Raw genomic sequence first — 25,329 nt, 5'->3', positions numbered from 1 at the left:
GGTCGATGTTGTTTTCGCCCTCCAGAATTTCGCGTAAGTTGAGCCGTTTTGCGGTCGTCGACTCACGCCGCTGTACAGCACGAGGAACAAGGGATGTTCGCGCCGGCCAATGAAACCCATTTTGCCCTGACCATCGAAGGTCTTTCCGCTGACTTTCAGGTATTCACCCTGCAAGGCCGCGAAGCCATCAGCCAGCCTTTTGTGTTCGAGGTGGAGCTGGTCAGTGAGCAGCCGTCGCTGGACCTCGAAACCCTGCTGCACAAACCGGCCTTCCTGCAACTGTCGCCTGACGGCAGCGGCATCCACGGCCAGATCTACCGCGCCGCGCAAGGCGATTCCGGCAAACGCCTGACCCGTTATTCGGTGACCCTGCGCCCGCAACTGTCCTACCTGGCGCATCGCGTCAACCAGCGAATCTTCCAGAACCTCAGCGTGCCGAAAATCATCGGTATGGTCCTCGAAGAGCACGGTATTCAAAGCAACGCCTACGAATTCAAGACCGGTTCGATTTATCCCGAGCGCATCTACTGCGTGCAATACGATGAATCGGACCTGCATTTCATCCAGCGCCTGTGCGAAGAAGAAGGTATCCACTACCACTTCGAGCACACGGCGACGGCGCACAAACTGGTATTCGGCGATGACCAGACGGTGTTCCCGAAACTCAAGCCTGTGGCCTATCAGCAAGACTCCGGCATGGTCGCCAGCGACCCGGTGATCAAGCGCTTCGACCTGCGCCTGGAAACCCGCACCAGCCGCACCACCCGCCGCGATTACGACTTCGAAAAACCACGCCTTACTCTCGAAAGCGAAAACCGTGGCGACGCCCTGCCCGACCTTGAAGATTACGATTATCCGGGCCGTTTCATCGACCGCGAACGCGGCAAACACCTGGCCAAACGCGCCCTCGAACGTCACCGCAGCGACTTCCAGCTCGCCGAAGGCAAGAGCGATCAACCGTTGCTGGTCAGCGGCCACTTCCTCGCCCTGACCGCGCACCCGAAAGCCAAATGGAATGACCTCTGGCTGCTCACCGAAGTCCTCCACGAAGGCAAGCAGCCGCAAGTTCTCGAAGAGTCGGTAACCAGCGACACCACCGCGCTGAAAGACGATTTCCACCAGGGCTATCGCAACCGCTTCCAGGCGACCCCATGGGACGTGCCGAACCGCCCGCCCCTGCGCCATCCAAAACCGCGCATCCTCGGCAGCCAGAGCGCCGTGGTCACGGGCCCGAAAGGCGAAGAGATCCACTGCGACGAATACGGCCGCGTCAAAGTCCAGTTTCATTGGGACCGCGAAGGCCAGGCCGATGACAAAACCAGCTGCTGGCTGCGCGTCTCCAGCGCCTGGGCCGGCGCCCAGTACGGCGGCATCGCCATCCCGCGTATCGGCATGGAAGTGCTGGTCACCTTCCTTGAAGGCGATCCCGATCAACCGTTGATCAGCGGCTGCCTGTACCACAAGGAAAACACCGTCCCGTATGAGCTGCCGGCGAACAAGACCCGCAGCACCTTCAAGACCCTCAGCTCCATGGGCGGTGGCGGCTACAACGAACTGCGCATCGAAGACAAAAAAGGTCAGGAACAGATCTACCTGCACGCCCAGCGCGACTGGGACGAGAACATCGAGCACGACCAGAAAATCCGCGTCGGCAACGAACGCCACGACACCGTCGAAAAGAACAGCTACAGCGAATTCAAGGCCGAAGAACACCACACCGTCTACGCCGACCGCAAAGTCGAAACCCGCGCCAACGACCACCTGACCGTGGGCGTCAATCAGCACATCAAGATCGGCACCGGCCAGTTCATCGACGCCGGGCAAGAAATCCACCTCAGCAGCGGCATGAAAGTGGTAATGGAAGCCGGCGCAGAGCTGACCCTGATCGGCGGCGGCAGCTTCATCAAGATCGACGCCGGCGGCGTGACCCTGAGCGGCCCGGTGATCAACATGAACTCCGGCGGCAGCCCCGGCAGCGGCACCGGCGCAGCCCCGCTGATGCCCGGCGTGCTGAAACAGGCCGACGCCGACAAGGCTGGCCAGGTCCTGACCCCGGCCCAGATCAACACCCTCAAACGTAACGCGCCGTTCTGCGAAGAATGCGAAAAATGCAAGGCAGGTGCCTGTGCCATCTGATCGAATTACGCCCAAGGATTGGCTGGCGCAACAGCCGTTGCAGACTGGCGAGCGCCTGTATCTGGTTATTAGTGCGGCGAGTGGCTCCGACGCGCTGAAAAATCTCTACCTGACCGAACCCACCGCCCAGCTCATCCCGATCTGGGGCGGCACGCCCTACTCCACTTGGCAACCGGTGATGCCGTATGTCACCGAACTCAAAGCCAATTCCGCGTTCCTGCCGTGGATCGCTGAAACCGATGCCCTCGATTGGGGCTGGCTGGCGGTGTCGCGTTCCGAGCCGAACGACGTTTTCGAGCATCTGCGCAGCCTGACACAGGTGAAGATGCCGGACGGGACCGAGGTGTTTTTCCGGTTTTGGGATGGGCGGCATATCTATCCGATTCTGCATGGATTGGGGGAGAAGGCTGGGGAAGTGCTGCCGATGTTTGAGCGGTATTTGATTAATGGGCAGTCGCTGGAGGTTGGGACGCGGGTTGTGCCGAACGTGCGGGACTGGCCGTGGTGGGAGGTGCCGAAGCCGTTACTGGATGGCTTGGCCAAGGAAAACCCGACGACGCTGATCAGCAACTTGATGCAGTGGCTGGAAGAAGACCGACCAGACATTTATACCGCTTGGCCCGAGAACAACCTGAAGCTGAAAATCAGCCGTTTCGTGCGCCGTCCGGACGCACCGAAAAACCTTAAAGAAGCACTGTTAAATCACCTGATTCTGGAGCAAGGCTGATGGTCGCAAAGGAACGCATTGCCTTCGTTGACAACCAACTGAAGAATTTCAAGAACAGCCTGACGATTTACCAGAAGCAAACCCATTCCTGGTACGCAAGTCTGGCTGATGAAGTCAGCCACAAGACCGATAAACCTTCCCTGCTGGGTATGGAACGGATCCTCAAAGCCGGCAGATCCTCGACCGCGGTAAGCATGACAGATGACAATTTCAGCGTCGTGGCTCAATGCCCGCTGAAAGGCCCTATGCTGATCGAGAGCAAATTCGAATCTCTTTATGATATTCCCGTGGGGAATATTGAAGTCGAGATCGTTCCAGAGGGTGGCGGCGCCATCAACAAGGTCAAGCTTGATGCTCAGGGTAAAGCCAGTTGGTCAGGTGGGGTCCCGGGTAAAAAATACGTAATCCGTGTTCATAACGAAGTAACGCCAGCGCAGATTGACACACTGTTTGACTCGTACAAGGGACTCAACAGTGAACTCGAAGGTTTTCTGCGCAACAAATGGACCGGGCCTGGCGGATATCGCCAGCAGTGGTCAAGCCTATCTCTTTCCGGCACGGTCATGGCTATTGGTAGCGGCATCCTTGACGGTGGTTGGGAGGCAATTAAAGGCGTTTGGGATGGGATCAAACTTGTCCTGGATATCCTTCAGGACCCCGGCAAGTTTGGTAAAAAACTCGGCGAAGGTGCACAAGAGCTTATCGAAGTAGCAAAAACCGCCCCTGAAGTCATGAAAAAGGCCATGCTTTTGGCCAGTGACGAAGCAGCGCTTTTCCTGATGATGCATACAGCGGTTATTTGGCTGGCTAGCTTGCCCCCAATGAAAACAGCAGGTGATGCCGCGAAAATGACTACGGCGGCAGTCGTCGGCATTGCCATCGATATCGTCATCTCGATCGTTTTGACGGTGGCCGCTGAAGGAACTGGCCTGATTTATCTGGTCGCACGCATAAAGAAATATGGAGAAATCGTCCTCAACGCCGTAGTTAATTTTGTTAAGTCGATCTTCGAAATTATTAAGGGCTTCATGGCATACGTTACCAAGTATGTTCCAGTTGCGGCGCGCGGAATAGGAAGGCAGATTAAGCAAGGAACAGTGCAAGTTCGCTTCGATGGAAAATCGAATGCTCGGATAGGAACTGCGGCGCACGCTGACGATGCATCTAGACAAGCCACGACCCCCGCTAATAAAAGCGCGGAGCCTGTGTCCTGTACGCGCGTCGACAAGTGCCCGGTTTCGATGGTTACCGGCGAAGAGTTATTGACGCTGACCGACGGTCAACTCGACGGGCTACTGCCATTTGAGTGGACGCGTCTCTACAGAACCAGCGCGGTGGAAATCGACTGCGGCTTGGGTTATGGCTGGAGCCATGCCTTGGCTCATCGCATCGAAATCAATGGCGATGAAGTCACCTGGACCGACCACGAAAACCGCTCAACCCCCTTCCCACTTCCAACCGAACAACGCCCGGCCATCACCAACAGCCTCTCGCGCGCGGCAATTTTCCTCGGTGACGATCCATCGGAACTGATTCTGGCCCAGGCCGGCAAGCGTCCATCGTTCTACCACTTCCGCTTTAACAGCAGAGGCGCCACCCTGATCGCCATTAGCGACAGCTATGGCAATAGACTGCACGTCACACGCGATATCCATGGTCGTATCAAACGCCTCGACAACGGCGCCGGTCGCGCCTTGCTTCTGCGCTACGACCGAAAACACATCGTCGCGATCGACTATCAGCAGTTCCTGCCCGCGGATAATCTGGAAGACGCCTGGAATACGGTGCAAACGCTGGTCACCTACAGCTATGACACTCAGCATCGTCTGATCGAGGCGAAGAACGCGGCCGGTGAAGCCGAACATTATCGCTACAACGAACAGCACGTCATTCTCGAGCGGCAACTGGCGGGCGGCGCTGCGTTCTACTGGGAGTGGGAGAACGAAGGCAAACTGTCTCGTTGCACACATCACTGGGCCAACTTCTCGCAGATGGAGGCGCACTACGCCTGGGATGACAAAGGCAGCGTGACTGTCACCAACGCCGACGGCAGCGAAGAGGTGTACACCCACGATGATCAGGCACGACTGATCAGCAAGATCGACCCGGACGGTGCCGAGCATCTCAAGGCCTACAACGACAAAGGCCAATTGATCGCGGAAAAGGATCCGTTGGGTGCCGTCACCGAGTACCGCTACAACGACAACGGCTTGATGACTGCCGTCATCCCGCCGGAAGACGAAGCCACCACGTATGAATACGTCAACGGTTTCGTCAGTGATGTTCATCGCGGCAAAGCCAGTTGGAAGTACCAACGCAACCGTCAAGGCGATATCACCCAGCAAATCGATCCGGACGGCAATGCCACGCTATACAGCTACGACGGCCAGGGGCGTCTGCTGGAGATTCGCCACCCGGACGGCAGCCGTCATCAACTCGGCTGGAACAACCTCGGCCAGTTGCTGGAAGAACGCCTACCCGATGGCGGCCAGCGCAAGTATCGCTACGACGCGCTGGGTCGGCAGATTACCCGCCAGGAAGAGTCCGGCGCCATTACCCAATACCAGTGGGACGCCGCTAATCGCCTCGCCCAAGTTACACTGCCGGGCGGTGCAACCCGTGCGTTTACCTATAACGCCTACGGTAATGTCACCGCTGAACGCGATGAACTCGGCCGCATCACTCGGTACGAATACGCCGACAACCTGCATCTGGTCTGCCGCCGCATCAATCCGGACGGCAGCCAACTTCGCTATCGCTATGACAACTCTCGTCTGCTGCTGACTGAAATCGAAAACGAGCGCGGCGAGCAATACCACCTCGACTACTACGCGAACGGCCTGATCCAGCAGGAAACAGGCTTCGACGGTCGTCGCACGGCTTACGAGTATGACCTCAACGGCCAACTGCTGAAGAAAACCGAGTTCGGCGACGATGGCAGCGAACTGGTCACTGAGTATCAGCGCGATGCGGCTGGCCGGCTGCTGGTGAAAACCCTGGCCGATGGCGAAGAAATCCACTACAGCTACGACGCCCTCGGTCGCCTCGTAAACGTCGATGACGGCAACTGGCCGCTCGCCTACAAATACGACCTGCAAGACCGCCTCATCGAAGAACACCAAGGTTGGGGCACCCTGCGCTACGAGTACGATAGCGTTGGTCAGCTCAAACACTGCCGCCTCCCTGACGGCAGCAAACTCGATTACCGTCACCAACCGGGCGGACAACTGAGCAGCATCGACCTCAATGGCTCGCGCCTGACCTCTCACCAGTTCAGTGCTGGGCGCGAACAAAAACGTCAGCAAGGTTTGCTGCTCAGCCAATACCAGTACGACGAACAAGGCCGCCTGCAAGCCCACACTGTTGGCCAGCGAGACAAGAACCTGTTCCAGCGTCGTTATAATTACGATGCCAACGGCAACCTCGCTGGCATTGATGACAGCCGCAAAGGCAATCGCAGCTACCACTACGACCCGCTCGATCGACTCATCAGCGTGCGCGGTGCTACTCCGGAAAGCTTCGCCCATGACCCGGCGGGCAACCTGCTGGGCCAAAGCAATGAAGGCACAGCAAACCTCGCCAACGTCAAAGGCAACCGCCTGCTGATGCAGGGTGATCGTCACTACGAGTACGACGCGTACGGCAACCTGAGTCGCGAACGCCGTGGCACAGGACAGAAACTCGTCACCGAGTATCGTTACGACTGCCAGCACCGCTTGATCGGCGTTAGCCTACCGGGTGGCAGCACTGCAACCTACAAGTACGATGCCTTCGGTCGACGTATAGAAAAAACCGTCGACGGCCACATCACCGAATTCCTGTGGCAAGGCGAACGCCTGATTGCCGAAAGCGCCGAAAACCGTTACCGCAGCTACATCTACGAACCGGGCAGCTTCCGCCCATTGGCGATGCTCGATGGCGAAGGCCCACGTAAAGCAACGCCGTTCTATTACCAACTCGACCACCTCGGCACACCGCAGGAGCTCACCGACTACAGCGGCGAGATCATGTGGTCGGCGAAGTACCGAGCCTACGGTAATCTCGCCGCGCTGGACGTCAGCGAGATCGATAACCCGTTGCGGTTCCAGGGTCAGTATTTCGATGCCGAGACAGGGTTACATTACAACCGGCACCGCTACTACAATCCGGGAACTGGACGGTTTTTGACGCCGGATCCGATCAAGCTTGCGGGTGGGTTGAATAGCTACCAGTACGTGCCTAACCCTACGGGGTGGGTAGACCCTTTAGGTCTAGCTAGCGGCCCGACAAATTGTCCACAGCCTGTCCCAGGCGGAACATGGAAATTCAATTCTGAGGTTGATTTAGACTGGAGGGGTACACCTGGGACGTCATACCAGCAAATGCACAAAGGATTGGACGAGGCATTTACTCGAACAGGCGTGCCTAAAAACGAATTTTCAGTTACCAAATGGGGCAAAGACCAATATGGAAAATCTTACCCAACAGAATGGCGCGTATTAGAGGGCAGAAATAAGGGTGCAGAAGTAAACATAGATGATCCTCGCCTCGTTCCTTCTGGTGATGGTCCGGCAGATCCTCATGTCGGTTACCAAACGCCAGGTAAGCGTGGAACAGGTGGGGCTGTTAGAGGACACATATTGTTAGAATCTGTGCCTGTATCACGCGCGAGAATTGGAGATCCTCAATGAACTACCTAGAAAAAGAAATCGATTCGGCATTATCAGAGCAGAACTTAGCGCATGAGAAAGTACGCGAGAACGAACTATCTAAATTGATCATGAAGCTAACGGCATCATTTTTTTCTCCTGAAACAAAGGGCCTCGACCCTTTTTTCTTGAGGAGCCCCCAAAAAAAACACGATCCAGACTTCTGGAAAAAAGTAGACATTCTCGAAAATTTTGAAAACCCCTTACTAATAGTTCAGGACAGTAAGATTCACGCTTGGAAACTAGCAACCTCTGCAGATCTTAAAACGCTATTTTCCGAAACGACTGGATTCCCATTCTGGATAGTCGACGATAACTTCAAAGTGCTAATCTATATGGATGATCATGATTGCGTTCATACCAGCGATAGCACTCAATAAAAACAAATCGACTCTAGGCAACCGAAAGAAATAAAGCAAGGACAGACCACGACTCCTTATCTTAAACGGGGCAGATCTCAGTTTTTACATCCATAATCTGCCGTCGGGGAACTCACCTCTTTCTCGCTATTTAGCGTGATCCGTCCCTGAACAACATGAACAGCAAGGTTTACGAAGAATATAACTACTGGATTGGAGCAAATGAAGACTCAAATTGGAATGAGTACATTACTGAACAGGTAGCTCATGGAGTTTAAGGAAATTAACGCCATGGACTGGCAACAACTTAATGAATCAATTCTTTTAAAAGAGGAATACTGGCAAGAAAGAAGCGCTGCTGCTCTCGGAGAGTTGCGATCGCCCGAAGCGATAGAGCTTTTAAAAAAACTTCTTGACTCTACGTTCTCCGAGGTGGCAATCGCCGCAGCTTCCCAACCTGATTGAACTGAAGCAGTTATTGAGGAAAAATACTCTAATAAAATTCAGCGAATCATGAGTAGAAAACGGGACAGACCACGGTTTCTTTTTTTGTATCTATAATCTGCCCTTTGGAAACTCTCCTCTTTCTCGCTATTTAACGTGGTCTGTCCCTGTAACGCCTGGTATTGGAAAGAGGAAGTAAATTAAAATGATAGTTGAGCTTGATGGATTCTCCATCTCATCTGAGCAAGAATTCCATAAGCGGATAGCGTCTGCTTTTTCTGTTACTCAATACTATGAAAACAATCTTAATGCGCTCTGGGATCTACTCAGCACCGATGTAGAGCGCCCAATTGAATTAATTTGGACAAACTCAAAACATTCAGAAGAACTAATGGACGACTCATATAGAGAAATATTAATTATTCTTGATCGAGTCAAAACTCAAGATGAAGACTTTGGACCGGATGAGAATTTTAGTTACCAACTGAAATAGTAAAGCTGTAAACGGGAAGCAGACCACGTTTTATTTTGTCTGAAGGTGGTCTGTCCCTGAATAACATGAACAATTGAAAGGCCCTCAATGGAATGCTCTTTGGCAGAAGATGTTCCACCCCGGAAACAAAGGGGGCTTTGCAGATGGAAAGAAATAATTACGGAGGGCTGACATGAAGTTCGACTGGAGTTCTTTTGGGATTGAACAGGGATCCTCAGTGGATGCCAATACGATTTCCCAAGTAGAAAAACTACTTAGTGTAATTTTCCCAGAGTCCTACTTGGACTTAGTTACATATTCTGACGAAGCCTCTCCTGAGGTGTCTTCATTTTCATATGACGACGAAGGAACTTGCATAAGCGAGTTCTTTTCATTTTCGCCCGACGCAACCCCGTATACCATCTCATGGTACTCAGGGGCAGAAAAACCCCCAGGGCTTCCGAATGGATTGGTCCCTATCGCACGGGATGCGGGCGGTTACCTTGTTTGCCTGAATTTCAGTACGCCCTCAATTACGGTTGAAATTTTTGACCCAAATTCAAGTAAAACCCACTTAATTTCTAATAACTTTGATGATTTTATTGATTTATGGAGTGAGTAGAAAAAGGGACGGAAATAACCGTACGCATCCGCGCTCCGACTTTGCGTACATCATGCTAGGTAGTTTGGAGAGACACAGTGCATTTAACCTTATTTAGAAATAGCAAAGTTTCTTTCTTACAGCTACTAAACGATGCTGCTGTTCGCAGCGTAAACGAGGGACAGACCACGTTTTCTTTTTCTGAAGGTAATCTGCACTTTATGAGCTTCTGACCAAAAAGGACCAAAAAAGGGGACAGATTTATTTTCTAAAAAATGAAAATAAATCTGTCCCCTTTTCTCTGTGAACATACCTCTAAGCAAATTTTACGACTGCGAAAAACTTCCATGCCAACCAACTTTGAAATAGCTTTGAAAAAGAATTAACTCCCTGACTATTTCAGAGGTAATGGCCAATATTTCACAAGAGACCCCGACTGGGGAACCCAGTTGCATATCATAAATTGGCAAGGACTATGCGGCTATTTAAAATCGCTAGAAAGCTCGATCGAAATATTGAGAAATTCATTTAGCGTATACTTAAACTCGGTTGAGTTTACAAAAAATGACGCCAGCGACCTGCTTGAAAACATTGGCTGCTATTATTACCTAAGAAATAAACATCCTTTCTTGTCAAAATATGGATTTGATCTTGTACGCGATGCTGCTGATAGTGAGAAACAGAAAATTTCACATACCATGACCTTTCTGAGAAAAACAATCGAAGCCAACAATGATGTTCAACACCTTGAACTCTATAATCGCCGCATGAGAAAACTCATTGATGACGGCGGCCCAACCAATATAGAGAGCCTCTAATTCTTTAGACGGAACCCACTGTAAAAAGGTGACCAAAAAGGACCAAAAGGAGGACAGATTTATTTTCTAAAGTTAAAATAAATCTGCCCCCTTTTTCTGAATGACGCTGATTAATCACTTATGAAAATCCATCTCAACATCGATGACCTGCCCGCCTACCCATACCCTACAAACTTCCTCCATTTTGCATCCACTGACCCAGAAACAGACATCGAACCTTGGTGGCTGCTGGTATACAACGAAGGTAAAATCAACAACTGGTACAAAACACTCAAACAGCTTTATCCAAAACGCACATTGATCCCCTTCGCCAAATTCAACGCGAATGATGACATCGCCTGTTTTGATGGAGAGGATCTTTCTGGGCAGCCCCATGTGTTGATAATTCATGCTTATGCGTCAGAGGGCTGGGAACTTCACGCCACCTACGCTAGCTTCGATAAGTGGCTAGAAGAAGCCATGGTGCAAAATGCCGAGTGGCTCAACGAGGACTAAAAACTTTAATCCCGACAAGCCTGGTATTTGCTTTAGAAAAAACGAGAGAACCGCAGGCAGCCCCTGAGAAATCTCGTTGTTTAACCTCTACTCCCCCGGACTGAACAATCAAAGGACTGTACCCTTGAAACGCTTGAATCGCCCATTTTCCATCCTCCTCGCCCTCACCTTCTCCCTTAATGCGACTGCACTGTCCCTTCGCTCCGAACAACGCCCCGACGGCACCACGGCCCTGTTACTTTCAAATGAACCCGCCGCAGAACGTGCGCCAAAGCTCAACCAGGATCCAGCGGTGCGCACTGCACTGGTCAATTTTTTTGGCTATCAAACCGGTAGCTACACCAACGACAACACGATGATTGTGCAGCAAGTTCTGGAAGCGCTTGATTCGGAAATGTCGACGTTTGCGGACGGTGTGCCGGCCGGCAGCAAAATGATTACTGCCATGGATGATGGCAACAATGGGTTTGAGCGCGGCGCATTGTTGCTTAACGACAAGGGCCAGTTGGTCGCTGTCGGGCTGGTCAATGGCCACTGTACGGTCAAGTCGCGTGAGGAGGCTTTGACCTGTAATGATGCCCCGCAAACCGTGCTGACCATTTTCCAACCGCAAGGCGCTAAACAAGCTGATGCCGAATCTTTGATTGGCTGGAGCAAACAACTGCCTCCGATGATGGCGATATGGGCGGAAAGTGATGATCCGGAGCGCCGAGCCAACGCGCAGAAAATTGCCAGCGTTGAATACGCTGCAACCAAACCGGAACAGGGAGCGTGGACAGCGGCACAGTTACCTTCCGACTTTCCCAAAGCCATGCTAGCGATGCTTCCGCAGCGGGCTCACCTGATAGGTGCTGGCGCCCACGGTGTTTTCACGACGCCGGGGATGGAGGGCACGCCGATTGAAGGTGATTGGGACAAAATAGCCGGCCGTCCACAACATGAATTCGAAGTCATTCTCCGGACTTTTACAGAGTACGCGGACGTCATCGACTTCTATCAGCAGCATGCGAAGGATGCCGAAATCAGCGGCAACCAGAGAAAGGCACTCGTTGAAGGCTATATTGGTGGCGGCACCTACAAGATTGAAATCAGTAATAGAAAAGACGAAGGCACAGTGATCACGCTCTCTGCTTGGCGACAAGAAGTCTGATTTATCCAAATAAAAAAAGGGCGATACCACGATCGCCCTCTTTCAAATCAAGATACCCTTCCTTTGCACATTAAAGCTTTTGCAGCTCTTCTTTAGCTCCCGGGGCACTGCGGTCAATTGCTTTGAGTATCCAGTATTTGGCCTTGGATTTGCTCTTGGGCAAGCCGCCGCGCCCTTGTGCGTACATTTTCCCAAGTGCCAGTTGCGCCGTGCCAAGATCTGCATCCGCTGACTTGCGGTAAAGCTTGGCCGCGTCACGCTCGTTCCGCGCCGTACCACGTCCCTGCTCCAGCATTTGCGCCATTTCGAACTGCGCGTATTTATCGCCTTGAGCTGCTGATTTACCGAACCAGCTAAACGCCTGGGCCTCGTCCTGGCTTATGCCACGCCCTGCAGCGAGCATCTTGGCGAAGTAAAACTGCCCTGATTTATCACCAGTCTCAGCGTATTTTCGATACCACTTCGCCGCAGCTACATCATCCTGCGCAACCCCATCGCCTTCTTCATAGATGCTTGCGAGCAGCATGTAGGCCAGGGCATACCCACCCTCTGCGGACTGATGGTAATACGCTAATGCCTTGTCCATATCCTTCAGATTCTTAATTGATTGACCACCTCTGTGGTAAAGCTGCGCCAAGCTGAACTGCGCTTTGGCGTTCCCCTGCTCCGCAGCTTTCAGATCCCAGTAAACACCTGCGTCTTCACCCTCAACGCTTCGATCCCAACGAAGTTCCTCAGCCAGTCCGACTTGCGCTTCAGCATTACCTTGCTCTGCAGCTTTGCGGAACCACACTTCCGGCATGCCTGGCGACCATTGCTCAACCACCCCGCAGAGGTTCTCCTGAATGGCTTTGCCAAACTGAGTCTGCGCGTCAAGATCGCCCGCAACTGCTTGCTCATGCAGACGTTCCGAGTTCGGTGCGCATTTGCCTGCCTTCATGCCGTCATACAAGTCGCGCGGCGCTTGTGCCCATGTGTTGCAAGCGATGACCATTGAAAACAACGCAGCACCCGCCGCACCGACGGTTTTGAAACAGTTACTCATTTTTTACTTCCTTGTGGCTTAAGAATTCCAACAAAAAATATGGCGAAAAATACTACTTCGTTTCTAACATCTGTTCTTCAACTTCGTACTTAACCACCACCCGATTCCGATACAACCTCACCCTCTCCACCAATTCCCCAACCTGCCCCTTCTCCCGCACCTCCCGCCAAATCTCATTCTCCCGATACACCCGCGCACCCTCCCGCACAAACCGATGCGCCTCTTGAAACACGTGATAGCGATATTCTCTCACCCGATCACACAACAACTCCCCTTCGAGTTGTGTCTCGCCGACGTTCAACTTCAGCTGAAAGCTCCGATCCGTCGGGTTATGCAGCACCAGATCAACGTAGTTGTAGAAGATCGCCGCCCCTGACCCGAACGGCAGCACCCGCCCTTCATCCGGAAACGGGTCGAAGCTGTGGTTGGAGCGCTCGACCACCACCAGCGGTGAATGAATCGCCATCCAGTGGATCAGGTTGCTCAGTTGGCAAATTCCACCGCCTACCCCGCGTCGTGCCTCGCCGAAGGACAGTTCCATGCCTTCAACGTAGCCGCGCTTCACAGTCGGGCGGCCGACGAGGCGGCAGAAGGAGAAGTGTTCGCCGGGGGCGATGATGACGCCGTCAATGGCGGCGACGGCGAGTTTGAGGTTGATGACTTTGTTGTGTTGCAGGGCGAGGTCCGAGTCGCCGAGTTTGCGGATGAGTTTCGAGGTGTGTTTGAGGTAGCGAAATGGCAGGCGCTCGGCCGTGGCGACGGGGCGTGCGTAGCGTTTGCTGGAACAGCGCCAGGCAATTTGGCGGAACAGTCTTTTTTGCCACACGCGCAGCCAGTACAAGCCCGGGTGGTAGAGGGAAAGTGGTTTCATCCGTGACACAACGGCGTGCGCCGTTTCTTCCTTGAACCGTGAGGGGGCGCGCATTTTATCCGGGAATGACCGGCAGCACCCCATGCATTTCATAAGATCAGTCGTCTTTCTTCGGCATACATTTACCGTCACATCCGCAAATTAAGGTTCGCCTAAGGTTGCATCGCTACGATCGCGGCCAAGAAACCTTGTTGCCCTTGAATCGCAGATGAGTCCTTCCGACATGAAAGCGTTTGATTTACCAGCCCAGCCAGCGTCGAATTTCAGCCTTGTCCTGGTAAATTACAAAACCCCGGACATCACTAAAATGTGCCTCGAACTTCTGCGCGAGCACGTCCAGGAGCAACGCATTCCGGTGTGGGTGGTGGATAACGATTCGGCGGATGCCAGTCTCGATTACTTGCGTTCGCTCGACTGGATCAACTTGATCGAACGGCCTTCGCCGGGCAAGGAAGCTGGCCATATTGCGCACGGTAAAGCACTGGATCTGGCACTGGAAAAAGTCGACACCGATTATCTGTTTCTGTTGCACACCGACACCTTTGTCTATGACAAGGAAGTGTTTGCCATGATGATGCGCGAGTGCACGAAAACGCCGGACATGGCTGCAGTCGGTTGTGTCGAACAACTCAATCGCGGGATTGTGCGTGATACCTGGCGTTTAACTTCGCGTTTCTGCAAGCACTATGTTCGTAAAGCGAAAGTGCGTCTGGGTATGCGTTCGAAAATGCCAAGGCCGTACAAAGAAACGCATCTGAAAAGTTTCTGCACATTGTGGAATGCGCGCTTGATGAAGTCCCAAGGCCTGCACTTCTGCATGGATGACCTCGTGCCCGGCTACACGTTGCAAGATCGAATGAGCAGCCTGGGCTATGGCATCAAGTTTCTATCACCGCGCAAGATTTTCAGCTATCTGGATCACATCCAGGCAGGCACCGTCGCGGCGGCGGGCACCTACGGGAAAAATCACCGCAGGACAAAAATGTATCAGGCCACGCTGAAGCGCTTTCAAGAGCAGCAAGCCTGACGTGCAAATCTCGGTTTAATCCACCGCAAACAAAAAGGGCGACTTTTAAAGTCGCCCTTTTTGCTTGCAGAAATTGTATACAACTACTCCGTAGAGGTGTTCGCCCAGTGTAATGGCCTGGCAATCCATGCACCGGTAAAGAGCCCTGACACTGGGCGAACGGGAGGGATTTTAATGGAAGTTGGCAGATATGTCCTCATGCTTAAACATGAAATTTATGTACCAGAAAGTTAAAAAGTGTGTACCACCGATATTTACCGGGAAACTTCCGACAGACTTTTTTATATGATTGTTCTCATACATAAACCTGTACAAGAACAATCATTCTGTAGAGCTAATACTCAACTTTCGTGTTGACTGGTCACTTTCAAGATATCGGTGTAAGTGACAATAACGCTCTGCCCTTCTTTCAGATCTTTCAGTTTGACTTGGATTTCAGGCTTTTTCACGTCGAGAACTTTCGACACGCCCGCCGGGTTTTGCAGGGTCACCTGATTTGTCTTCCAATCAATTTTGGTGATTTTCAATTGCACCTGAACCTGACGATACGCCTCGCCACCGGGGTTATCGCTGCCCGGGGCCTTACGCAACTCACCGGTACGTTCGGTGGTGCCAGGCAGACCTTTATCCACATCGGTGTCGAGGTAAGCGGCGACAGAACGCTGTACCTGAATGTTGACCTGATCGCCGGGCTTGAGATTGGCGAGGTTTTTCGCCTTATCAGTGAGCTGAACGTGAACCGGCTTGCCTTCGGCACCTTCGAGCACAACCTGATGGTTGGCGGCATCGACGGAGATCACTTTGGTGATGACCTGATCTGCTTCAACAGTGGCAGACAGCGGAATATCGGCAGCAAAGGCGCCGAAGCTGGTGGCGGACAGTACGGTTGCGAGGGTGATGGCCTTGGCCAATGCGTCGAGCTTCATAAGCAATACTTTCCCTGTGATGAATGGCAGCGCCCGGCGCCGAATTGGCTTCGGCGACGAACGTGCCACTGAGCATAGACGCTGTTCAGGGCTTGGCTTTGGTTTGTGTTGAAGAGGTCTGTTGTTTTGCGGTGTCCTGCGCGGTGGATTCGCCGCTGGGCGTGCCTTTGCCGCTGTTTTCACGCTGTTTCGGGTCGGTGGGCCGCAGGGCGTCGTTGTCGCGTTCGGTTTCGCCGGGTGGCCGGGGTTCGTCGGGGTGTTCGCCTTGGGTGATGGGTTTCATGGGGTTGTCCTCAGGCTTTGGGGTCGTCGAGTTCACGGGCGACGTTGATGGCGGGTGAATCCTTGTGCAGGTCGTCGGCCTTGGCACGCAGGAACTGCCATTGTTCAAGGTCGATGGCGCCTTGGCCGAGCAGGTCGTCGGCGATGCGTTGCAGGTCGAAGTAGTGGGCGTCGGGGGATTGCTGCCAGTAGGTTTCGTCGTCGAACAGACGTTGCCAGGAATTCAGGTCTGGAGGTTGCAGGTCGTCGCTCATGGGGGAGTCCTCGACGGCGTTTCGCAAAGGTGTGAGAGATATTTGGTAGAGGGGTTGAGAAGTAGCGGAGTTCCGGCCAATTTCTCTGTGGTGTCTGGGCGGGCGCTTTCGCGAGCAGGCTCGCTCCCACATTTTGATCTCGGTCAGATCCGGATTCTGCGCCCGTTACAACTCGCAGTTTCTACGAGGCGCTGTCAGTAGCCGGTCATTTCCAGATAGCCCTGGCCGGGATGGCTGCCGCGGATGCGCACCGGGCCTTCCCAATACGGAATGCGCAGGTTCATCCAGGCATTGGGGTTGAGCGCGTCGAGGGTGATGTCGAGGTGTTTGTCGGGGATGCTGATCGACCATTTCACCGGCATCGCCCGGCCGGCGACGTTGGCGGTGTCTTGCGGGGTGAGCCGGATCTGCGAACTGTGCAGGGTTTGCGTCTGGCCATCGGCGGCGATCCACGTGCCGGTGAGATACGGCGCGCCGTCCTTCTGGCGAATGCGGTACAGCATCACGTGTTCGCCACTGTCCAGGTGCAGGGAAAACCAGTCCCAACCGGTTTGATTGGCGGTCAGCGGCTGGCTGCTCCATTCGCGATCAAGCCACGCCGGGCCGCTGACGGTGTAGCTCTGGCCGTCGATCTGCAACGTGCCGCTGGCCTGAAAAAACGGCTGGCTGTAGTAATACGACGCCTGACCTTCTTCGGATTTCTGACTGAAACCCTTGTCGCCCTGCAACACCAACGGACGACTGGACGTGAGGTGCAGTTGATAGGCGAAATCCTTGTCGCGCGCGCTGAGTTGCAGGTCGCTCAGCGGATCCTGCGCCTGACTGGCGAATCGCCAATCATCAATCCACGCCTCGAACGGCGCCAGCCGCACACCGGCCTGCCCTACTCCACCTCGGGCGTAACGTTCGGCAGCGTGATGCACCGTGCTCGAAGTCACCGCCGCGTGCCCCAGCCAGATCGTCTGATCAGCCCACCCGGCCTGCTCCGCCATAGGTTTCAGCGCACTGCGAAACAACGTCCACTGCACGCCGAATTCATTGCCCTGCTGATCCTTGAGATTGGCGGTGACGTACCACCACTCAATGCGAAACCCGTCATGCGCAACGTGATCCGCCGGAAAACTGAACACCCGCCCCGGCACCACCGGCGTGAAAGCCAACGCCTGATCGCCCATCCCGGCAAAGCCTTTCTGCTCCGGCGCAGATTGATCGCAACCACCGAGCAGCAGCAAAACCATTAGCACAACGACGCTAATCCTCATGGGCAAACGTCCTCAGCAGGTCCGCCGGTTGCGTGCGGTACAGCGAGTACAGCGGCCATGCCGACGCCAGCAACGTCGCCAGCAACGCCCACCCCATCAACTGCAGCAATTGCCACGGAAACACCCGCAACGGCAGCCGCCAGCCAAACGCTTGCACGTTGATCACCGCGTCCAGACACCACGCCAGCGCAATCCCCAGTGGCAACGCCAACACCAGCGTCAGCACCGCCAGCAGCCAGGTCTGACCGAGATTGAGCAGCATCAATTGCCGCCGCGTTACGCCAAGCGCCCAAAGCGGTGCGAGTTGGCCGAGGCGACTTTGACTTTGCGTCAGCAGGCTGATGAACAGCGCCACGCCCGCCACCGCCAAGGTCAGACTGTTCAACGCCGCCGTCGCCGCAAAGGTCCGCTCGAAAACCTGCACCGACCAGCCCTTGAGCCGCGCCTGATCGACGATGCGGCTGTCATCGAGTTGAAAGCGCGCCTGCAAGCCATTCAACAACGGCGGAATGTTCCGCGGCTCAATGCGCAGATTGAACCGGTTCGGCGTCAACTGCGGCCAGCCGCGCAGCAGGTGGTTGATGTTGACCAGCAAGTGCCCCTTGGGATTGCCGTAGTCGGCGTAGATGCCGACGATGCGCGGCGACCACGCACCATTCGGCGCAGGAATCGTCAGTCGATCACCCGCCCGCACCTTCAGCCGACGCGCCAGCTGTTCGCTGACCATCACTGCATCGTCGGTAGACAGATGCGCCCACGGGTCGCTGCCACTGACATCGAGCAACGGCCAATGCTGGCGATAATGCGCGTGATCGATGATGCCGAACACCTCCGCCGGCCAGCCCTGCAACGTCACCGCGACTTGCCAGTTGGGCAGCACTGCCGCGACGTTCGGCTGCTGCTTGAGCCAGCTGTACATTTCGCGCGACTGTGCCGGATTGCTCGGGTTGATATACAACTCGGCGCTCAGACGTTGTTCTAGCCAGTCATCGAAGGTCTGGCGAAAACCGGCCGTCATGCTGCCCGCACCAATATTGGCAGCGAGCGCGAGGAGCAACGCCATCAATGCCAGACTCAATGCCGGCAGTTGCTGGCGGCAATCGGCGAGAAACCACTGACCGAGCACCGAGCGACTGCGTCCGAGCAACTGATTCAACAGCGCGCTGAGCAACACCGGCAGCGCCAATGCGGCACCGATCAGCAATCCGGCCATCAGGACAAAACCGCTGGCCAGACTGTCGCCCCAGATCAATGCCACCAAGGCAATCAAACCCAACGAGGCTGCCAGCCAGCCCTGACGGCGCAACCATCGCGCATATTGCTGATGCCAGGCCTGCGGATCGGCCACCGCCAACAACGGCAAGCGTGCGGCACGCAACAGACTATTGGCCCCGGCGAGCAAGGCGCCAAGCAGGCTCAAGCCGATGCCGCTGAACCACCACCAGGTGCTCAGGCGCAACTGCCCCGCCACTTCGGCGCCATACAATCCGCGCAGGCTGGCGGCGACATCCGGCAGCAAGACACTGGCCAACCAATAGCCGCTGATCACGCCGAATTGTCCGCCGATCAGTGCCAGCACACCCAGCTCAACGATCAGGCAAAAGATCAACATCCGCGCGCTGACCCCGCAGGCGCGCAGCGTACGCAGCAGACCGCGCCGTTGCTCAAGCGCCAGCCCGATAGCGGCGTGGACGATGAACAAGCCAACCACGAATGACAAAAAACCCAAGGCATCGAGATTGAGGTGAAAACTCTCGGTGAGTCGCGCCAGATTGTTTTCCTCGCCGCTGCTTTTGAGCTGCAACTGTCCCTTGAACACGGCGGGCAGCTCGGCGTGAAAATCCTTGGGCAGCAATAGCCGCGACAATTGTCCGGGTTGTTCCAGCAGGGTTTGCGCGACGCCGATGTCCACCAGCAATAGGCCGGGCGCCATGTCCTTTTGCGCGAGCAACGGCGGCAATCGCAGACCATTAGCCGTTTGCGCCGTGTCGCCTTCACGCAGATCCAGCGCTTGCAGCGTTTCCGGTGAAATCCACGTGCTGCCCGGCGGCGTGAAAAACTCGACGATCCGTTCGATGGGCAGCGCCTGCCCGGCCACCGCCGAATCGGCGGGGAGCGACACCGGTTCAATGCCCATCAGTTGCAACCGCTGATTTTCAAAACCCTTGAGCAGCAACCGACCCTGCAACAGCGGCGACACCGGCCAGCCCTGTCGGCGCAGATCAACGAACCATTGTTGCGCGAACGTCGCGCCACTCGGCGTACTGAGACTGGCCTGCGGTTCGCCGCCGATCAACTGGCTGGCCCTTGCGTAGCTGTCACGCGCCTGACTGTTCAGTGCTTCGACGCCGGTCAGCAGACTGGTCGCCAGCCACAACCCGGTCAGCACGCTGAAAAACTGCACCGGATGGCGCCGCCAATGGCTGAGCAGCGCACGTAGCGTTTGCGCAAAGACGATCACGTCAGCCGCCCGTTGGACAACACCACCCGCTGGGCCAATCGCGCCGCAACCCGCTGACTGTGAGTGACCATCAACAACGTGGTCGGCGTGTCGTCGAGCAACTCCAGCAACAGCCGCAGCACTTCATCGCTGGTGGCTTCATCGAGGCTGCCGGTGGGCTCATCGGCGAGCAGCAATTTCGGCTGCGAGGCCAATGCCCGGCCCAACGCAACACGCTGCTGCTGACCACCGGAAAGTTGCTCGGGATAACGCTTGAGCAAATCGCCGAGCCCCAGACGCTGCACCAGATGCGCCTGCCAACGCGGCTCATGCCGCCCGGCAAGACGCGCCTGAAACGCAAGATTGTCTTCGACGCGCAAACTGCCGATCAGGTTGAACTGCTGGAACACCAGACCGATTTCTGTGCGCCGCCAGTTCGCCAGTTGCGCTTCGTTCATGTTTTCCAGCCGATGCTCGCCACTGCGGATGCTGCCGCTGTCGACTTTGTCGAGACCGGCCACCAAGTGCAGCAAGGTGCTTTTGCCACTGCCGGATTCGCCCATCAGCGCCAGGCTGCCGCCGGATTCGAGCGTCAGGTCGATGCCTTGCAGCACCGGCAATGGGCCTTGCGGGGTGAGATAGCTTTTGAAGACGTTTTCAACACGAAGCATGCCGCCACCTGATCGGTCAGTGTGGGGCAAGGATAGCGGATGGCGATGACAGACTTGAATTCAGCGTTGAATTGACCGGCCCCTTCGCGAGCAGGCTCGCTCCCACAGGTTGATCGCATTTCAAATGTGGGAGCGAGCCTGCTCGCGAAAGCGTCAGCCCAGCCAACTCAAAACTTACTGCCCGACTGCCACACTCGCCGGCGCCTGCATCGGCGTGACAATGCTGCCCAGATCAATGTGCTTCCACTCAGGCTTGGCCCCCAACCGCGCATTGAAGCGGTAGTTGAAGGTGAATTCATCCGCCGTCGCGACACTCAGTGGCTTGCCATAAACAGCCTCGATCCCCGCCAGGTCATAGCCCATCAACTGCAGCAGGGTCGGAAAAATGTTGTAGTGGCTGGAACGATCCTTGTTCGCCGCCAGTTGCGCCGACCAGTCCAGCGTTTTCAGATCGCTGCCCTGAATCACCACCAGCGGCACCAATCCTTCCTCCTCCACTGGATCGCCACCGCAGTGAGTGTTCAAGCCCGGATTACCGCGCTCATGCAAATCCTGGCCATGATCAGAGGTATAGATCAGCAGCGCATTGTTCAGATTGCCCTCGGCGAACACCCGCGCAAAAAACTCGCCGACGTTCCACAACACGGTGTTCTTGTAGGCATTGCGGTACAGCACCCAGTCATCCGGCTGACCATTGAAACCGTTGCGTTCGCCGGTATCGGCCACCTCGGTGAACTGCCCGCGCGGTAAGGTCGGGCGGTAAGCCATGAACGCATCCGGGTATTTGTCATGCACCGGGAAGTGCGCGCCGACCTTGTTGATCACCACCAGCTCCGACTTGTCATCGTTGAGCAATTCGATCAGCTTCGCCGCTGCCGCCATGTCGCGATCGCGCACGCTGGTCTGGTCGAATTGCACGAACTGGTCGATGTCCTTCTTTTCGGTATCGGTCATCAGATTCTGCAGATTGCCGGCGGTGCGCTGGGCATCGATGTAGACGGTGCGCAGCCCGGCCTTCTTCGCATACTGCCAGATCGACGGCAGTGTGCTGTTGATGCGCATGTAGTCGGCGCGGGTGCCGCCGTAACGTAAGGTCACGTTGGTGTCGGCGCTGCAATTGGCGATGGACGCGGCGTAGCCGTAATTGAAGATGTCGACGCCGGGACGCGCTTGTTTGAGGTTGCTGTGCACACCGAACGGCGCGTTGATGTCCAGGTAATTGCCGGAAATGCTTTCGTCGATGATCAACACGATGTCATGGCCGACGGCTTGCGAGGTGCGCGCCAGTGTCACCGGTTCGCGCGGGCCGACCGTGTTATGCAGCGCTTCATAGGCAAACAGATTCAGATAGGCCAGCGGCGTGTACATGATCGGCAAGCCACGCGCGCCCTCTCCCGCACGCAAGAACAGCACGGCACTGAGCAGCAACACGCCGCACACCGGCGCCGCCACACGTAACGCGTTGGGAATCGCCAGCCCATGGCGTGGTTTCAGACCGATGCCGAACAGCAACAGCAAACCGCTGAGCACGCCACGCAGGAGCGCGTCCCGGTACTGGTACGCCGCTTCCTGGATAAAACCGCCGGAGTAAACCAATGAGACGAAACCGCTGTAGGTCAGGTAATCCGCCGTGACCCGGGTATAAACATCGAAAAACACTGCCGAGACAAACATCGCCAATGCGAACACGTGGCGAATGAGAGTCTGCCTTATATACGCCATTAGATATAACGCAAAAGTAAGCGCCAAAAACATCGCGCCAAAAAGAAGTACAGCAAAACCGAGGCCGATAGCATTTAACCGATCAATGTAATATTCGGAATACATCAACAAATAAACAATTAACAACACTTCTTTGGCATATCTGAACATGGCGATACCGATCGGGCAAAACGGCAGGGAGTCAAAGGTTTGTCAGTCAGAACCTGACACTAGCACCCGGCCATCAAAGCGCAAGAATTGACTGTTTCATCAGGCAAAGCGTCAAAAAACCGGTGACTCAAATCTGACACATCGACGACGCCACAAGCCTTTAAATTAGCGGCTTTCGACCGTTTATCGCATATTTGAAATCTGAACAAATCTGCACAAAAGCAACAAATTCAATCGCAGCAATGACTTGATGGCCAATCGCCAAAAAATGCTCAAGTGTTATACAGATGCAACATGTCATTTTGCTGACACGCTTTTCAAACGCTGCGCTATACCCCTTTAACTATCTCATTCCGTAGTTAACTTTTGGTGTTATTGAGGTGCGCAGATGGACGTGAGCGTATTTGGCACTGGCTATGTCGGACTTATACAAGCCGCCGCACTTGCAGATGTCGGTCATCGCGTTTTATGCGTGGACATTGACCCAAACAAAATTAAACAACTGCAACAAGCAGTGCCGCCCATTAGTGAGCCCGGTTTGTCCAGCACGCTTGAGGAAAACATCAAGGCCGGCCGTCTGCTGTTCAGCACCCAGGCCAGCGACGCGGTCGAGCATGCCGAGCTGATCTTCATCGCCGTTGGCACCCCGGCCGATGAGGATGGCTCTGCCGACCTCAGCCACGTGCTCAACGTCGCCCGGCAAATCGCCTCGCACATGGAGGCCGATCGCACATTGATCATCAAATCGACGGTGCCGGTCGGCACGGCGGATCAAGTGCTCGCCGCCGCCAATAGCGAACTGCAACGCCGCGACAAGAGCAGTCTCACGGTGCGCGTGGTGTCCAACCCGGAATTCCTCAAGGAAGGCAGCGCCCTCGCCGACTGCATGCGCCCGGACCGGATCATCGTCGGCACCCACGACGACGCGGCCCGCGAGCAGATGAGCGAGTTGTACGCGCCGTTCTGCCGCAACCGCGAAAAACTGATGTTCATGGACAACCGCAGCGCCGAGCTGACCAAGTACGCGGCCAACGCCATGCTTGCCACGCGCATCAGCTTCATGAATGAGCTGGCCAATCTCACCGAACTGCTGGGTGCCGACATCGAAGCGGTGCGTAAAGGCATCGGCTCTGATCCGCGCATCGGTTACCACTTCATCTATCCGGGCTGCGGCTTCGGTGGCTCGTGCTTTCCCAAGGACCTGCGCGCCCTGCTGCACACCGCCGAACACAACGGCATGCCGCTGAAACTGCTGCGCAGCGTCACCGACGTCAACGACCTGCAACGGCACATCCTCTTCAGCAAACTCAAAGCACTGTTCCCGCAAGGGCTGGCCGGCAAGTCCATCGCGATCTGGGGCCTGGCGTTCAAACCGAACACCGATGACATGCGCGAAGCACCGAGCCGTTATCTGATGGATGCGCTGTGGGCCGAGGGTGCCAGCGTGCAGGCTTACGACCCGGAAGCCATGTCCGAATGCCGACGCATTTACGGTTATCGCAACGACCTGCACCTGTGCGCCACCCGTGACGACACCCTCGAAGACGCTGATGCACTGGTGATCTGCACCGAGTGGAAAAACTTCCGCGTGGTCGATTTCGAGTTGCTCGCCGAAAAGCTGCGCTCAAAGGTGATCATCGACGGCCGCAATCTGTACAACCCGGAACAAGTGGCAGCCGCCGGCCTGCATTACAGCGGCATCGGTCTGCGCCACATTGCCCCTGAAGGACTGCGGCCATGAAGGTGCTGGTCACCGGTGCGGCCGGTTTCATTGGTGCCCATTGCGTGTTGCGGCTGCTGCGCGACGGGCACGCGGTGGTCGGTCTGGACAACTTCAACGGCTACTACGACCCGCAGCTCAAGCACGACCGCGTGCAGTGGGTGCGCGAGCAGGCCGGCGATTTCCAGCTCGCGACGGTTGACCTGGCCGATACCTCGGCCATCGAAGCGCTGTTTGTCCGCGAACGTCCGCAAGTGGTAATCCACCTCGCCGCGCAGGCTGGGGTGCGTTACTCGCTGGACAATCCACGGGCCTATCTGGACAGCAACCTCGCCGGTTTCCTCAACATTCTCGAGAGCTGCCGGCATCACCCGGTCGAACACCTGATCTACGCCTCATCGAGTTCGGTCTACGGCGCCAACCAGCACACGCCGTACTCGGTGAAGGACGGCGTCAATCATCCGCTGTCGCTGTACGCCGCGACGAAAAAAGCCAACGAGTTGATGGCGCACAGCTATAGCCATCTGTTCGGCATTCCCTGCACCGGCCTGCGCTTTTTCACTGTGTACGGGCCTTGGGGCCGGCCCGACATGTCGCCGATCCAGTTCGCCCGGGCGATCAGCGAAGGCACGCCGCTGAAGCTGTTCAACTACGGCGAGCACCAGCGCGACTTCACTTACATCGACGACATCATCGAAAGCATCGCCCGCCTCATCGAGCAGCCACCGCAGGTCAATCCGCAGTGGGATCGCGAGCAGCCCGACCCGGCCAGCAGCATGGCGCCGTGGCGTCTGTTCAATATCGGCGGGCAGCACCCGGTCGAGCTGAAAACCTATCTGGCGCTGCTGGAAAAGCACCTCGGTCAGACCGCCATTGTCGAGTTGCTGCCGCTGCAACCGGGCGACGTGCTCAACACTTGCGCCGAGGCCAGCGATCTGGCCCAGGCCACCGGATTTCAGCCCCGGATAGAGCTGGATGAGGGACTCGGGCGCTTTATCGCCTGGTTCCGCGACTACTACCCCACTGCCTATCGCCCACGCGCCGTTCGCGGCTGAATTCATGTGGAGGA

General features: G+C 55.6%; 22 protein-coding genes. 13 read left to right on the top strand and 9 right to left on the bottom strand.

What is annotated here, in order from left to right; all coding sequences use genetic code 11:
* Positions 1–93 precede the first annotated feature (93 nt).
* From AB4N44_RS28135 to AB4N44_RS28090, 10 genes are all read left to right on the top strand, one after another.
* Positions 94–2,136, top strand: coding sequence for a type VI secretion system Vgr family protein (locus tag AB4N44_RS28135; protein ID WP_460111109.1), 2,043 nt, complete (start codon positions 94–96; stop codon positions 2,134–2,136).
* Entirely contained in the window at positions 2,126–2,863 is a 738-nt protein-coding gene (locus AB4N44_RS28130) for a DUF4123 domain-containing protein (protein WP_455804987.1), read from the top strand. Before AB4N44_RS28135 ends, AB4N44_RS28130 begins: the two co-directional genes overlap by 11 nt.
* Positions 2,863–7,533 carry a polymorphic toxin type 47 domain-containing protein gene (locus AB4N44_RS28125; protein WP_460111111.1) on the top strand — a complete coding sequence of 1,557 codons (4,671 nt, stop codon included), beginning with the start codon at positions 2,863–2,865 and terminating at the stop codon, positions 7,531–7,533. Before AB4N44_RS28130 ends, AB4N44_RS28125 begins: the two co-directional genes overlap by 1 nt.
* Positions 7,530–7,931, top strand: a complete 402-nt coding sequence (locus AB4N44_RS28120) for a hypothetical protein (protein WP_150774485.1) — start codon at positions 7,530–7,532, stop codon at positions 7,929–7,931. Before AB4N44_RS28125 ends, AB4N44_RS28120 begins: the two co-directional genes overlap by 4 nt.
* A gap of 270 nt (positions 7,932–8,201) precedes the next feature.
* Positions 8,202–8,375 carry a hypothetical protein gene (locus AB4N44_RS28115; RefSeq protein WP_460158144.1) on the top strand — a complete coding sequence of 58 codons (174 nt, stop codon included), beginning with the start codon at positions 8,202–8,204 and terminating at the stop codon, positions 8,373–8,375.
* A gap of 184 nt (positions 8,376–8,559) precedes the next feature.
* Positions 8,560–8,847, top strand: coding sequence for a barstar family protein (locus tag AB4N44_RS28110; RefSeq protein ID WP_460111114.1), 288 nt, complete (start codon positions 8,560–8,562; stop codon positions 8,845–8,847).
* A 172-nt stretch (positions 8,848–9,019) separates the two neighbouring features.
* On the top strand, positions 9,020–9,448 hold the full coding sequence (locus AB4N44_RS28105) for an SMI1/KNR4 family protein (RefSeq protein WP_460111117.1): 429 nt from the start codon (positions 9,020–9,022) through the stop codon (positions 9,446–9,448).
* 428 nt (positions 9,449–9,876) lie between these two features.
* The gene (locus AB4N44_RS28100) at positions 9,877–10,245 is read left to right on the top strand and encodes a hypothetical protein (protein WP_460111119.1); all 369 of its coding nucleotides are present in this window, start codon (positions 9,877–9,879) and stop codon (positions 10,243–10,245) included.
* Between the two features lie 120 nt (positions 10,246–10,365).
* Positions 10,366–10,740, top strand: coding sequence for a hypothetical protein (locus tag AB4N44_RS28095; RefSeq protein WP_150774481.1), 375 nt, complete (start codon positions 10,366–10,368; stop codon positions 10,738–10,740).
* Between the two features lie 124 nt (positions 10,741–10,864).
* Positions 10,865–11,890, top strand: a complete 1,026-nt coding sequence (locus AB4N44_RS28090) for a hypothetical protein (RefSeq protein ID WP_150774480.1) — start codon at positions 10,865–10,867, stop codon at positions 11,888–11,890.
* Positions 11,891–11,960: 70 nt separating this feature from the next.
* Here AB4N44_RS28090 and AB4N44_RS28085 read toward each other — a convergent pair whose 3' ends face one another.
* Entirely contained in the window at positions 11,961–12,935 is a 975-nt protein-coding gene (locus AB4N44_RS28085) for a tetratricopeptide repeat protein (protein WP_150774479.1), read from the bottom strand.
* 52 nt (positions 12,936–12,987) lie between these two features.
* Complete coding sequence (locus AB4N44_RS28080; RefSeq protein ID WP_460111122.1) at positions 12,988–13,806, bottom strand: VanW family protein; 819 nt, start codon at positions 13,804–13,806, stop codon at positions 12,988–12,990.
* A 223-nt stretch (positions 13,807–14,029) separates the two neighbouring features.
* On the opposite strand from AB4N44_RS28080, the gene AB4N44_RS28075 reads away from it, so the two are divergent.
* Entirely contained in the window at positions 14,030–14,833 is an 804-nt protein-coding gene (locus AB4N44_RS28075) for a glycosyltransferase family 2 protein (protein WP_095111611.1), read from the top strand.
* Positions 14,834–15,174: 341 nt separating this feature from the next.
* On the opposite strand, the gene AB4N44_RS28070 is transcribed toward AB4N44_RS28075, so the two are convergent.
* The 7 genes from AB4N44_RS28070 to AB4N44_RS28040 form a co-directional block, all read right to left on the bottom strand.
* Positions 15,175–15,759 (bottom strand): hypothetical protein, encoded by a 585-nt coding sequence (locus AB4N44_RS28070; protein WP_460111125.1) that lies wholly within the window; start codon positions 15,757–15,759, stop codon positions 15,175–15,177.
* An 85-nt stretch (positions 15,760–15,844) separates the two neighbouring features.
* On the bottom strand, positions 15,845–16,042 hold the full coding sequence (locus AB4N44_RS28065; RefSeq protein ID WP_064392911.1) for a hypothetical protein: 198 nt from the start codon (positions 16,040–16,042) through the stop codon (positions 15,845–15,847).
* A 10-nt stretch (positions 16,043–16,052) separates the two neighbouring features.
* Positions 16,053–16,295, bottom strand: coding sequence for a hypothetical protein (locus AB4N44_RS28060; protein ID WP_127926691.1), 243 nt, complete (start codon positions 16,293–16,295; stop codon positions 16,053–16,055).
* A gap of 194 nt (positions 16,296–16,489) precedes the next feature.
* A complete protein-coding gene (locus tag AB4N44_RS28055; protein WP_460111127.1) occupies positions 16,490–17,557 on the bottom strand; it encodes a lipocalin-like domain-containing protein in 1,068 nt (355 codons plus the stop codon).
* Positions 17,547–20,018 carry an FtsX-like permease family protein gene (locus AB4N44_RS28050; protein WP_460111129.1) on the bottom strand — a complete coding sequence of 824 codons (2,472 nt, stop codon included), beginning with the start codon at positions 20,016–20,018 and terminating at the stop codon, positions 17,547–17,549. The genes AB4N44_RS28055 and AB4N44_RS28050 overlap by 11 nt, the downstream gene beginning before the upstream one ends.
* On the bottom strand, positions 20,015–20,668 hold the full coding sequence (locus tag AB4N44_RS28045; protein WP_435036064.1) for an ABC transporter ATP-binding protein: 654 nt from the start codon (positions 20,666–20,668) through the stop codon (positions 20,015–20,017). The genes AB4N44_RS28050 and AB4N44_RS28045 overlap by 4 nt, the downstream gene beginning before the upstream one ends.
* Positions 20,669–20,842: 174 nt before the next feature.
* The gene (locus AB4N44_RS28040; RefSeq protein ID WP_460111131.1) at positions 20,843–22,540 is read right to left on the bottom strand and encodes a sulfatase-like hydrolase/transferase; all 1,698 of its coding nucleotides are present in this window, start codon (positions 22,538–22,540) and stop codon (positions 20,843–20,845) included.
* Between the two features lie 388 nt (positions 22,541–22,928).
* On the opposite strand from AB4N44_RS28040, the gene AB4N44_RS28035 reads away from it, so the two are divergent.
* Positions 22,929–24,281, top strand: a complete 1,353-nt coding sequence (locus AB4N44_RS28035; RefSeq protein WP_150774474.1) for a UDP-glucose dehydrogenase family protein — start codon at positions 22,929–22,931, stop codon at positions 24,279–24,281.
* Positions 24,278–25,315, top strand: coding sequence for an NAD-dependent epimerase (locus AB4N44_RS28030; protein ID WP_460111134.1), 1,038 nt, complete (start codon positions 24,278–24,280; stop codon positions 25,313–25,315). The genes AB4N44_RS28035 and AB4N44_RS28030 overlap by 4 nt, the downstream gene beginning before the upstream one ends.
* Positions 25,316–25,329: the final 14 nt, after the last annotated feature.

The organism is Pseudomonas sp. S3_C06 (assembly GCF_054667675.1).
The sequence above is the reverse complement of the archived record's forward strand: the minus strand, read 5'-3'. Positions and strand labels throughout refer to the sequence as shown.

What these genes read in the sequence shown, in the direction of transcription:
- AB4N44_RS28070 (WP_460111125.1), bottom strand. Translation starts at nt 15,759, where the DNA reads ATGAAGCTCGACGCATTGGCCAAGGCCATCACCCTCGCAACCGTACTG.
- AB4N44_RS28075 (WP_095111611.1), top strand. Translation starts at nt 14,030, where the DNA reads ATGAAAGCGTTTGATTTACCAGCCCAGCCAGCGTCGAATTTCAGCCTT.
- AB4N44_RS28095 (WP_150774481.1), top strand. Translation starts at nt 10,366, where the DNA reads ATGAAAATCCATCTCAACATCGATGACCTGCCCGCCTACCCATACCCT.
- AB4N44_RS28080 (WP_460111122.1), bottom strand. Translation starts at nt 13,806, where the DNA reads ATGAAACCACTTTCCCTCTACCACCCGGGCTTGTACTGGCTGCGCGTG.
- AB4N44_RS28105 (WP_460111117.1), top strand. Translation starts at nt 9,020, where the DNA reads ATGAAGTTCGACTGGAGTTCTTTTGGGATTGAACAGGGATCCTCAGTG.
- AB4N44_RS28035 (WP_150774474.1), top strand. Translation starts at nt 22,929, where the DNA reads ATGGACGTGAGCGTATTTGGCACTGGCTATGTCGGACTTATACAAGCC.
- AB4N44_RS28030 (WP_460111134.1), top strand. Translation starts at nt 24,278, where the DNA reads ATGAAGGTGCTGGTCACCGGTGCGGCCGGTTTCATTGGTGCCCATTGC.
- AB4N44_RS28045 (WP_435036064.1), bottom strand. Translation starts at nt 20,668, where the DNA reads ATGCTTCGTGTTGAAAACGTCTTCAAAAGCTATCTCACCCCGCAAGGC.
- AB4N44_RS28060 (WP_127926691.1), bottom strand. Translation starts at nt 16,295, where the DNA reads ATGAGCGACGACCTGCAACCTCCAGACCTGAATTCCTGGCAACGTCTG.
- AB4N44_RS28115 (WP_460158144.1), top strand. Translation starts at nt 8,202, where the DNA reads ATGGACTGGCAACAACTTAATGAATCAATTCTTTTAAAAGAGGAATAC.
- AB4N44_RS28120 (WP_150774485.1), top strand. Translation starts at nt 7,530, where the DNA reads ATGAACTACCTAGAAAAAGAAATCGATTCGGCATTATCAGAGCAGAAC.
- AB4N44_RS28110 (WP_460111114.1), top strand. Translation starts at nt 8,560, where the DNA reads ATGATAGTTGAGCTTGATGGATTCTCCATCTCATCTGAGCAAGAATTC.
- AB4N44_RS28065 (WP_064392911.1), bottom strand. Translation starts at nt 16,042, where the DNA reads ATGAAACCCATCACCCAAGGCGAACACCCCGACGAACCCCGGCCACCC.
- AB4N44_RS28040 (WP_460111131.1), bottom strand. Translation starts at nt 22,540, where the DNA reads ATGTTCAGATATGCCAAAGAAGTGTTGTTAATTGTTTATTTGTTGATG.
- AB4N44_RS28085 (WP_150774479.1), bottom strand. Translation starts at nt 12,935, where the DNA reads ATGAGTAACTGTTTCAAAACCGTCGGTGCGGCGGGTGCTGCGTTGTTT.
- AB4N44_RS28125 (WP_460111111.1), top strand. Translation starts at nt 2,863, where the DNA reads ATGGTCGCAAAGGAACGCATTGCCTTCGTTGACAACCAACTGAAGAAT.
- AB4N44_RS28055 (WP_460111127.1), bottom strand. Translation starts at nt 17,557, where the DNA reads ATGAGGATTAGCGTCGTTGTGCTAATGGTTTTGCTGCTGCTCGGTGGT.
- AB4N44_RS28135 (WP_460111109.1), top strand. Translation starts at nt 94, where the DNA reads ATGTTCGCGCCGGCCAATGAAACCCATTTTGCCCTGACCATCGAAGGT.